General features: G+C 64.6%; 9 protein-coding genes. 7 read left to right on the forward strand and 2 right to left on the reverse strand.

Annotated elements, in window-relative coordinates; all coding sequences use genetic code 11:
• The first annotated feature begins 18 nt into the window (after window positions 1-18).
• The 4 genes from ACCD07_RS06210 to ACCD07_RS06225 are packed head-to-tail and all read left to right on the forward strand — an operon-like array spanning window position 19 to window position 5507.
• A complete protein-coding gene (locus ACCD07_RS06210; RefSeq protein WP_413446812.1) occupies window positions 19-1530 on the forward strand; it encodes a polyamine aminopropyltransferase in 1512 nt (503 codons plus the stop codon).
• Complete coding sequence (locus ACCD07_RS06215) at window positions 1530-3140, forward strand: NAD(P)-binding protein (protein ID WP_413446813.1); 1611 nt, start codon at window positions 1530-1532, stop codon at window positions 3138-3140. Before ACCD07_RS06210 ends, ACCD07_RS06215 begins: the two co-directional genes overlap by 1 nt.
• 12 nt (window positions 3141-3152) lie before the next feature.
• Window positions 3153-3995 (forward strand): polyphosphate kinase 2 family protein, encoded by an 843-nt coding sequence (locus tag ACCD07_RS06220; protein ID WP_413446814.1) that lies wholly within the window; start codon window positions 3153-3155, stop codon window positions 3993-3995.
• Between the two features lie 57 nt (window positions 3996-4052).
• Window positions 4053-5507, forward strand: coding sequence for an NAD-dependent succinate-semialdehyde dehydrogenase (locus tag ACCD07_RS06225; RefSeq protein ID WP_413446815.1), 1455 nt, complete (start codon window positions 4053-4055; stop codon window positions 5505-5507).
• On the opposite strand, the gene ACCD07_RS06230 is transcribed toward ACCD07_RS06225, so the two are convergent.
• Window positions 5479-6513, reverse strand: a complete 1035-nt coding sequence (locus ACCD07_RS06230; RefSeq protein WP_413446816.1) for a PHA-depolymerase-like protein — start codon at window positions 6511-6513, stop codon at window positions 5479-5481. The genes ACCD07_RS06225 and ACCD07_RS06230 overlap by 29 nt on opposite strands.
• A gap of 208 nt (window positions 6514-6721) precedes the next feature.
• Here ACCD07_RS06230 and ACCD07_RS06235 point away from each other — a divergent pair, with 208 nt between their 5' ends.
• Together ACCD07_RS06235 and ACCD07_RS06240 are read left to right on the forward strand one after the other, a co-directional pair.
• Window positions 6722-7327 carry a glutathione peroxidase gene (locus tag ACCD07_RS06235; protein ID WP_413446817.1) on the forward strand — a complete coding sequence of 202 codons (606 nt, stop codon included), beginning with the start codon at window positions 6722-6724 and terminating at the stop codon, window positions 7325-7327.
• 79 nt (window positions 7328-7406) lie between these two features.
• Entirely contained in the window at window positions 7407-7631 is a 225-nt protein-coding gene (locus tag ACCD07_RS06240; RefSeq protein WP_413446818.1) for a hypothetical protein, read from the forward strand.
• Here the strand turns inward: ACCD07_RS06240 and ACCD07_RS06245 are convergent.
• Window positions 7626-8030 (reverse strand): rhodanese-like domain-containing protein, encoded by a 405-nt coding sequence (locus tag ACCD07_RS06245; protein WP_413446819.1) that lies wholly within the window; start codon window positions 8028-8030, stop codon window positions 7626-7628. The genes ACCD07_RS06240 and ACCD07_RS06245 overlap by 6 nt on opposite strands.
• 97 nt (window positions 8031-8127) lie before the next feature.
• On the opposite strand from ACCD07_RS06245, the gene ftrA reads away from it, so the two are divergent.
• Window positions 8128-9084, forward strand: coding sequence for a transcriptional regulator FtrA (ftrA, locus tag ACCD07_RS06250; protein ID WP_413446820.1), 957 nt, complete (start codon window positions 8128-8130; stop codon window positions 9082-9084).
• The last annotated feature ends 48 nt before the right edge of the window (window positions 9085-9132 follow it).

The raw sequence follows: 9132 nt of genomic DNA on the forward strand, positions 1-9132 counted from the left end.
TAGTTCAAAAAAGCGCAAATGACCAAAAAGATTCTGATCCTGTCCGTGTTCGTGGTTGCTTCCTGTGGGCTGGCCTATGAATTGATCGCCGGCGCGCTGTCCAGCTACCTGCTGGGCGACTCCATCCTGCAGTTTTCCACCATCATCGGTTGCTATTTGTTCGCGATGGGCGTCGGCGCGCATTTTTCCAAGTATGTACGGGATGAGGATGTGCTGTCGCGCTTTGTCGATATCGAACTGGCGGTCGGCCTGATCGGCGGCGTGTCGGCCGCGATCCTGTTCCTGACCTTTTCGTGGATGGCCGCGCCGTTCCGCACGCTGCTTTACGTGATGGTGTTCCTGATCGGCGCCTTCGTCGGCATGGAGGTGCCGCTGGTGATGCGCGCGCTGAACGCCCGCCAGACCGAATTCAATGAACTGGTCAGCCGCGTGCTGACCTTCGACTATCTCGGCGCGCTGGCCGTGTCGCTGCTGTTTCCGCTGGTGCTGGCGCCGTACCTGGGACTGGTGCGCACCGGCTTCCTGTTCGGCATGCTCAACGTCGGCGTCGCCCTGTGGACAATTACCGCGTTTCGCACAGAGCTGAAAAACGTCAGCGGCCGCATGCTGCGCGCGGCCAGCGTGATGTGCGTGCTGGTGTTCGGCTTCGCCTTCGCCGACAAGCTCACCTACTGGGGCGAGCATGGCCTGTTCGGCGACGAGATCGTGTTCGCCACCACCACGCCGTACCAGCGGCTGGTGATCACGCGCTGGAAGGACGACCTGCGCCTGTACATCAACGGCAACCTGCAGTTCTCCTCGCGCGACGAATACCGCTATCACGAGGCGCTGGTGCACCCGGTGCTGCAACCGCTGCCCTGGGCGAAGCATGTGCTGGTGCTGGGCGGCGGCGACGGATTGGCGCTGCGCGAGATCCTGCGCTATCCGAACATCGAGCAGGTCACGCTGGTCGACCTGGACCCGGCCATGACGGGCGCCTTCACCAAGCGCGAGGAGCTGGTCAAGCTGAATGGCGGCTCGTTCAGCGACAAGCGCGTGCGCGTCATCAACGCCGACGCGGCGATCTGGCTGCAGCACAACGACGACATGTTCGACGCCGTCATCGTGGACTTCCCCGATCCGTCCAGCTTCGCGCTGGGCAAGCTGTATTCGGTGCCGTTCTACGGCATGGTGAGGAAGCACCTGGCCGCCAATGGTTTGATGGTGGTGCAGTCGACGTCGCCGTTCTTTGCGCCGCATGCCTACTGGACCATCGACGCCACGCTGCGCGAGGTGGGCATGAAGACCTGGCCATATCACGCCTACGTGCCGTCGTTCGGCGAATGGGGCTTCATCCTGGCCTCGCCGCAGGCGGACTACAAGCCGCCGGTGAACTACCGCCTGCCGATGCGCTACCTGAACGCCGACACCACGCGCGAGATGTTCATCTTCCCGCCGGATATGAAGCCGCTGCCGATGGAACCCAACCGGCTCAACACGCAGTCGCTGGTGCACGAGTTCGAGCAGGACTGGCGCCGGGTGATACGCTGATGCTGCGTCGTTCCTTCCTCGTGTGGGCCGGCGCCAGCGGCGTGGTGGCGGCCGGCAGCGTGGCCGGCTTCCAGCGCTGGCAGGAGATCACGCCGACGGTCCGCTATCCGGGCCGCGACGAAGGCCACTATCTGCGCGACCGCCGCCCGTTGCCGCCGCCGTCAAAAGTTATCCACATCGATATCGCGATACTCGGCTCCGGCATCGCCGGCCTGACCGCCGCGTGGAAGCTGAAAAAACTCGGCCAGTCCGACGTGCTGATGATCGACGGCCCGCAGCCGTACGGCAACGCGGCCGGCGGCGCCTTCGACGATCTCGAATATCCGACCGGTGCGCACTACCTGCCGCTGCCGTCGCCGGAGTCGGTGCACGTGCGCGAGATCCTGGCCGACCTGGGCATCATTCAAAAAGACGCGATGGCGGAGAAGCCCTACTACGACGAGCGCTACATCCTGCACGGGCCGGAGGAGCGGCTGCTGTTCAACGGCCATTGGCAGGACGGCTTCATCCCGACGGACGGCGTGCCGCAATGGGAGCGCGACGAGCATGCGCGCTTCTTCGCCGAAGTGACCAGGCTGCGCCAGACCAAGGGCGCCGATGGCCGCCGCGTGTTCGTGTTCCCGACCGTGATGTCGTCGGAAGACCCGCAGTGGCAGGCGCTGGACCGCATCACGCTCAAGCAGTGGCTGGAACAGAGCGGCTACAAATCGCCGACCTTGCACTGGTATCTGAACTACTGCTGCCGCGACGACTACGGCACCCGCTACGACCAGGTGTCGGCGTGGGCCGGCCTGCATTACTACTGCAGCCGCTGGGGTCAGGCCGCCAACGCCGGCAACGGCGCCTGGCTGACGTGGCCGGGAGGCTTGCAGCCGCTGGCCAAAGGCATGGAACGCGCGGCCGGCGTGCCGCGCCTGGCCGGCACCGTGGTGTCGCTGAAAAAAACGGCGAACGGGGTCGAAGCGCTGTGCTTCGCGCTGGAAGCCGGCAAGCCCAGCACCTATCTGGTCCGCGCCCGCAAGGCGATCTGCGCCATGCCAGTCAACATCGCCGCGCGGGTTGTGGATAACATCGCCGAATACGGCTTCGATCCGGCCAAGCACATCCCCGAATACGCGCCGTGGATGGTGGCGAACTTCCTGCTCAAGCGCTTTCCGGAAGAGCGGCCCAGCCAGCCGCTGTCGTGGGATAACGTGGTGTACAGCGAGCCGGGGCTGGGCTTCGTGGTCTCCACCCACCAGGACATCCGCGTGCGGCCGCCGGAAAAGACGGTGTTCAGCGCCTATGTCGCGCTGTCGGACCGCAAGCCCCTCGCCGCGCGCCGCTGGTTGGCGGCGGCCAGCCCGGAGGAACTGCTGGCGCTGGCCAGCGCCGATTTGAAGGAGGCCTACGGCGCGCAGTTCGCGTCTTGCGTCGAGCGGGTCGACATCACCTTGCGCGGCCACGCGATGGCGTCGCCGTGGCCCAACTTCCGCAGCAACGCCGGCACGAAGGCGCTGCGCGAGGCGGACGGCAGCATCCTGTTCGCGCATGCCGACCTGTCGGGTTTCTCGGTGTTCGAGGAGGCGGCGTGGTGGGGTTATCGTGCCGCCACGCTGGCCGTAAAGTGATAAGCTTGCCTCATGACACATGACGCCCGCCAGCGCTTCCGCGCCACCGCCAAGCAGAAACTGCATGAAAAATATGCGGATGACGATGCTTTTTCCAGCCGCTCCGCCAATCCGGAACTGAGCAAGTCCAAAGGCAAGGCGCTCGACATCAAGCGCACTGTCGCGCTGATCGACCGCATCTCGGCCTTGCAGGACAAGCTGTACGCGCAGCACAATCAAAAAGTGCTGCTGATCCTGCAGGGCATGGACACCTCCGGCAAGGACGGCACGATACGCGTCATGTTCAGCGGCATCAGCCCGATGGGGGTGAAGGCGGTCGCCTTCAAGGCGCCGACCGACAACGAACTGGCCCACGACTACCTGTGGCGCGTGCACCAGCAGGTGCCCGTCAAGGGTGAAATCGCCATCTTCAACCGCAGTCATTACGAAGACGTGTTGATCACCAAGGTGCAGGGCATGATCGACGCCAAGGAATGCGAGCGCCGCTACGCGCAGATCCGTGATTTCGAACGCATGCTGAGCGAGACCGGGACCACCATCATCAAGGTCTTCCTGCACATCTCGAAGGAAGAGCAGCGCCAGCGCCTGCAGGAGCGCCTGGACGATCCGGACAAGCAGTGGAAATTCAATCCGACCGACGTCGAGCAGCGCAAGAAGTGGGACGATTACCAGCGCGCATACGAGAAGGCCATCCGCGAAACCAACGCGCCGCACGCGCCGTGGTACATCGTGCCGGCCAATTCCAAGACGCACCGCAACCTGGTGGTCGCCAGCCTGCTGCTGGAGACGCTGGAAAGCATGGATCTGGCCTATCCGGAACCGCATCCCGACCTGTCCTCGTTCACCGTGGAGTAAAACGCGCCGCCGCGGTCTGTGGCATAGTGATCCTTTGCGCAATGAAGGAGATCACCCATGCTGCAACTGAAAGATCCGACGCTGCTGCGCCAGCAAGCCTACATCAACGGCCAGTGGAGCGACGCCGACAACGGCGCCACGCTGGCCGTCACCAATCCCGCCACCGGCGAACAACTCGGCACCATTCCGCTGATGGGCGCCGCCGAAACCAAACGCGCGATCGCGGCCGCCAACGCGGCCTGGCCGGCCTGGCGCAAGAAGAGCGCCCGCGAGCGCGCCATCATCCTGCGCAAGTGGAATGACCTGATCCTGGAAAACACCGAAGACCTGGCGCAGCTGATGACGGCCGAGCAGGGCAAGCCGCTGGCCGAGTCGCGTGGCGAAGTCGCCTACGGCGCCTCCTTCATCGAATGGTTCGGCGAGGAAGCCAAGCGCGTCGCCGGCGAAACGCTGGCCTCGCCGTGGCAGGACCGCCGCCTGCTGGTGACCAAGGAACCGATCGGCGTCTGCGCCGCCATCACGCCGTGGAACTTCCCGATCGCGATGATCACCCGCAAGGCCGGCCCGGCGCTGGCCGCCGGCTGTCCGATGGTGCTCAAGCCCGCGGAAGCGACGCCGTATTGCGCGCTGGCGCTGGCGGTATTGGCTGAGCGTGCCGGCGTGCCGGCCGGCGTGTTCAGCGTGGTGACCGGCACGCCGAAGGACATCGGCGCCGAGATGACCTCCAACCCGACCGTGCGCAAGCTGACCTTCACCGGCTCCACAGCCGTCGGCCGCCTGCTGATGGAGCAGAGCGCCAAGACGATCAAGAAACTGTCACTGGAACTGGGTGGCAACGCGCCCTTCATCGTGTTCGACGACGCCGACCTCGATGCCGCTGTCGAAGGCGCGCTGGCGTCCAAGTATCGCAACGCCGGCCAGACCTGCGTCTGCGCCAACCGCATCTACGTGCAGGATGGCGTCTACGAACAGTTCGCGGAAAAACTGGTGGCGGCCGTGGGCAAGCTCAAGGTCGGCAACGGCGTCGAGCCTGGCGTCACGCAAGGACCATTGATCGACGAGAAGGCGGTGCAGAAGGTCGAGCAGCACGTGGCCGACGCGCTGGCCAAGGGCGGTCGCCTGCTGACGGGCGGCAAGCGCCACGAGCTGGGCCACAGTTTCTTCCAGCCTACCGTGATCGCCGACGTCAGCAACGACATGATCGTGGCGACCGAGGAAACCTTCGGCCCGCTGGCGCCGCTGTTCCGCTTCAAGACCGACGAGGAAGCCATAGCCCTGGCCAACGACACCGAGTTCGGCCTGGCCAGCTACTTCTATTCGCGCGACATCGGCCGCATCTGGCGCGTGGCGGAGGGACTGGAGAGCGGCATGGTGGGTGTCAACACCGGCCTGATCTCCACCGAAATCGCGCCGTTCGGCGGCGTCAAGCAGTCCGGCCTGGGACGCGAGGGTTCGCACTACGGGCTCGATGAGTTCCTGGTCATCAAGTACATCTGCCTGGGCGGCATCTAGGCACTTCGCGCACCAGCACGGTGACCGGCGAGACGCCCGTCAGCCGGTCGACCATGCGCTTGACGGCCGCCATCTGGTGGCCGTTTTTCTGTGCGTAGCGCGTGTCGTCATAGGCAAACCAGTCCCAGCATGCGTTGGGATTGGGGTAGGGAAAAATCGCAGTCGCCTGCGGATACAGGATCACTATTTTGTTGGTGTCGGCCCAGGCGTTGTAGCCGGCGCGCTCGATGAAGGTGGTGCCGATATCGTCGAGGTCCTGCAGGCAGCCGTGGAAGGCCACATGCAGCCGGCAGCCGGCGCCGGCGTCCGTGTCGCAGGCCGGTGGCACGTACAGATAGCCGGTGTCGGCCATGCCGTGCCATCCCGGCAGCGGGATGAACTCCGACTGGTCGAAGGCGATGAAGCGCCCGCTGCGGTTGCCGGTGTTGCGCGGGAACAGCGGGCCGTAGATCCACTTCAGCAGCTCGCCCGCCGCATCGTAGCCGCAGTTGTTGATGTAGGGGCTGCCCAGCGTCTTGCAGCTGCTGCCGTAGCGGTCGGTGGGCATCGCATGCTCGGCCTCCAGGTCGCGCGTGTAGGAAATCCGGTTGGCGTCGACGTAGTGGCGCAGATAGGCGTACAGGTCGTGCATCACCGGCTGCGGCACGACGCTGTCGGCGCTGCCCGAAAACATCCATATCTTGTGGGCGGCCAGCGCGGAGGTCGGATCGATGCTGCCGCCTTCGGCAAACCAGTCGGTAAAGGCGATCAGGTCCGGCACGTGGGTCGAGCCTTGCCGCACGCGGCAGGAAAACAGTTCGGTGGTGCAGCTGCAGCTGGTGGTGGCGGTGAACACGCTGCCCTGCGAGCAGAAGTACGGGCCGCCGGCGATGATGCCAGCGCCCGTGACGACGCTGGAAAACGCCACCTCGAACTGCACCGCCATGAAGGCGCCGGACGACAGGCCGGATACGCTGACCTGGGTGGTGTTCATCGCCGGCAACGAGACGGTCTGCGCGCGGACCAAGCCGGTTATCAGCAGACATAACAACCAAAGAATTCGCATGATGGCCTCCATGCTGGCGCGATCGGATTCCCAGTGTGCGGCAGGCTTTTGGATTTTGCTTAATCCCGCTCAATCGTGTGGAGGACCAGGGCCGGAAATTTCGGGCCTCCCGGCAATTTTGTCGGGTTTGGCATAGAATGATTTCCCCTTCCTTTTTCGGCCGATAACCATGTCCAAGTCCCTTGCCCAGTTGTGCCTGATTTCCTCGCTGACCATGCTGGCCAGCGCTTCGGCGTTTGCCCAAGCGCCAGCGGCGACCGCGCCTGCGGCGGCGCCTGTCGCCGCGCCGGGCAGCTGCCCCGCGATCCTGAAGCAAACCTTCAAGCGCCTGCAGGACGAGGCGCCGCAAGACCTGTGCCAGTATTCCGGCAAGGTGATTCTGGTCGTTAACACCGCCAGCTATTGTGGTTTTACTAACCAGTACGAAGGCCTGGAAGCGATGTATGCCAAGTACGGCAGCAAGGGCCTGGTGGTGCTGGGCTTTCCGTCGAACGACTTCGGCCAGCAGGAGCCGGGCAGCAGCAAGGAAATCGCCGATTTCTGCTACAACACCTACGGCGTGAAGTTCCCGATGTTCGCCAAATCGGTGGTGTCGGGCAAGGAACCTAACCCGCTGTTCGCCAACCTGATCAAGATCACCGGCAAGGCGCCGGCCTGGAACTTCCACAAATACCTGATCGACCGCAACGGCAAGGTGGTGGACAACTTCGGCAGCAAGGTAACGCCTACCGACAAGCAACTGGTCGGCGCCGTGGAAAAAGCGCTGGCGATGTAATCCTGCCTGAACTTTTGAGCTTGCCCCGGGTCTGACAGACATGGCCGCCCCGGCGGCTCAATGTTCAGCGGAGGATGCAATGGCGCGCAGTGGCAAGAAAGTCCGAGTCAGTGGAATCGTAGTCCGAGCATCGCCCGACCGCCCCGAGTGCAACCGCGCCGCCACCGCGCTGGCCGATGCACTCGATCCCGATACCCCCGTTTTCAGCGTCGATCCGCAAGATCCCGACCTGGTGATCCGCGAACTCGACGGCTATGCTGTCCGTGGTTATTTCAAGCGCGGAAAATTCATCGAAATTTTATGATCCCGTGGCCAGGGCGAAACCTTCGTCCAGCCAGCCCGTGATACCACCCGGCATGACTTTGACGGGACGGCCCAGTTGCGCCAGTCGTACGGCGGCGCGGGCGGCGCCGTTGCAGTGCGGACCGGCGCAATAGACGACGAACAAGGTATCCGCCGGGAACTCGGCGATCTTCGAGCCGATGATCTTGCGGTGCGCCAGATCGAGCGCGCCAGGCACGTGGCCGGCAGCGTATTTTTCCGTGCCGCGCACATCGAGCAGGACGAAATCCTGCTGGCCGCCGGTCAGCGCGTCGTGCACGTCCCAGCAGTCGGTTTCATAGCTGAAACTCGCTTCGAAGTGGGCGAGAGCGGCGGCGCTGGGGGCGGCGGGTATGGCGCTGACGAGGGATTTGGCGGACATCTTGATCTCCTTCAATGAGTGGACAGTGACGCCATTGTGCGGCCGCGCCGTCGTCGTCGGCAGTGGCGCATAAGCCATTCTGCGTTAAGATTGCGCCATGAAAAAACATCTTGTCGTCGCACTGGCCTACGACCGCCTGTGCACCTTCGAGTTCGGCTGCACGGTCGAACTGTTCGCGCTGGAGCGTCCCGAGCTGGACGTGGACTGGTACGATTTTGCCGTCTGCGCCGTCGAGCCCGGGCCGATACGCGCAGCCGGCGGCATCATCGTGCAGGCGCCGTACACGCCGGAATTGCTGGAGCGGGCCGACACCATCATCATTCCCGGCTGGCGCGATGCCGACGAATTGCCGCCGCCCGCGCTGCTGGACATGATCCGCGCCGCCCACCGGCGCGGCACCCGCTTGTGCTCGATCTGCTCCGGCGTGTTCGTGCTGGCCGCCGCCGGCGTGCTGGACGGCCAGCGCGCCACCACCCACTGGCGTTATGCCGACCGGCTGGCGCAACGTTATCCACAGATCGCGGTCCAGCCCGACGATTTGTATGTGGATAACGGCCAGGTGATCACCGCCGCCGGATCGGCCGCCGGCCTCGACATGCTGTTGCATCTGGTACGGCGCGACTACGGCGCCAAGGTCGGCAACCTGGTGGCGCAGCGGCTGGTGGTGGCGCCGCATCGCGAGGGCGGACAGGCGCAGTTCCTGCCGCGTCCGATGGCGCAGGGGGAGCAGGGGCGGCTGTCGCGGCTGATGGATTGGCTGCGCAGCAATCCGGCGCAGCAGCACACCGTCAACAGCATGGCCGAGCGCGCCGCGATGAGCCCGCGCACCTTGCAGCGGCAGTTCCAGCAGGCGACCGGCCTCGGCCCGGTGGAATGGCTGATCCGCGAGCGCGTGGCGATCGTCAAGGAGATGCTGGAAGTGCTCGACGTGCCGCTGGCGCAGATCGCCGAGCGCGCCGGCTTCGGTTCGGAGGAATCATTGCGCCACCATTTCCGCCGCCTGGCCGCGACCACGCCGGGCGCCTATCGCCGCCGCTTCGCCAACACGATCTAGGTCTAGGGTGCGCCGCTTGTCATTTTTGTCAACCTTGGCTAATCTGAA

Source organism: Duganella sp. Dugasp56, assembly GCF_047304105.1.
GTDB classification, from domain to species: Bacteria; Pseudomonadota; Gammaproteobacteria; order Burkholderiales; family Burkholderiaceae_D; genus Rugamonas; species Rugamonas hordei.

What these genes read in the sequence shown, in the direction of transcription:
- ACCD07_RS06210 (WP_413446812.1), top strand. Translation starts at nt 19, where the DNA reads ATGACCAAAAAGATTCTGATCCTGTCCGTGTTCGTGGTTGCTTCCTGT.
- ACCD07_RS06215 (WP_413446813.1), top strand. Translation starts at nt 1,530, where the DNA reads ATGCTGCGTCGTTCCTTCCTCGTGTGGGCCGGCGCCAGCGGCGTGGTG.
- ACCD07_RS06220 (WP_413446814.1), top strand. Translation starts at nt 3,153, where the DNA reads ATGACACATGACGCCCGCCAGCGCTTCCGCGCCACCGCCAAGCAGAAA.
- ACCD07_RS06225 (WP_413446815.1), top strand. Translation starts at nt 4,053, where the DNA reads ATGCTGCAACTGAAAGATCCGACGCTGCTGCGCCAGCAAGCCTACATC.
- ACCD07_RS06235 (WP_413446817.1), top strand. Translation starts at nt 6,722, where the DNA reads ATGTCCAAGTCCCTTGCCCAGTTGTGCCTGATTTCCTCGCTGACCATG.
- ACCD07_RS06240 (WP_413446818.1), top strand. Translation starts at nt 7,407, where the DNA reads ATGGCGCGCAGTGGCAAGAAAGTCCGAGTCAGTGGAATCGTAGTCCGA.
- ACCD07_RS06245 (WP_413446819.1), bottom strand. Translation starts at nt 8,030, where the DNA reads ATGTCCGCCAAATCCCTCGTCAGCGCCATACCCGCCGCCCCCAGCGCC.
- ftrA (WP_413446820.1), top strand. Translation starts at nt 8,128, where the DNA reads ATGAAAAAACATCTTGTCGTCGCACTGGCCTACGACCGCCTGTGCACC.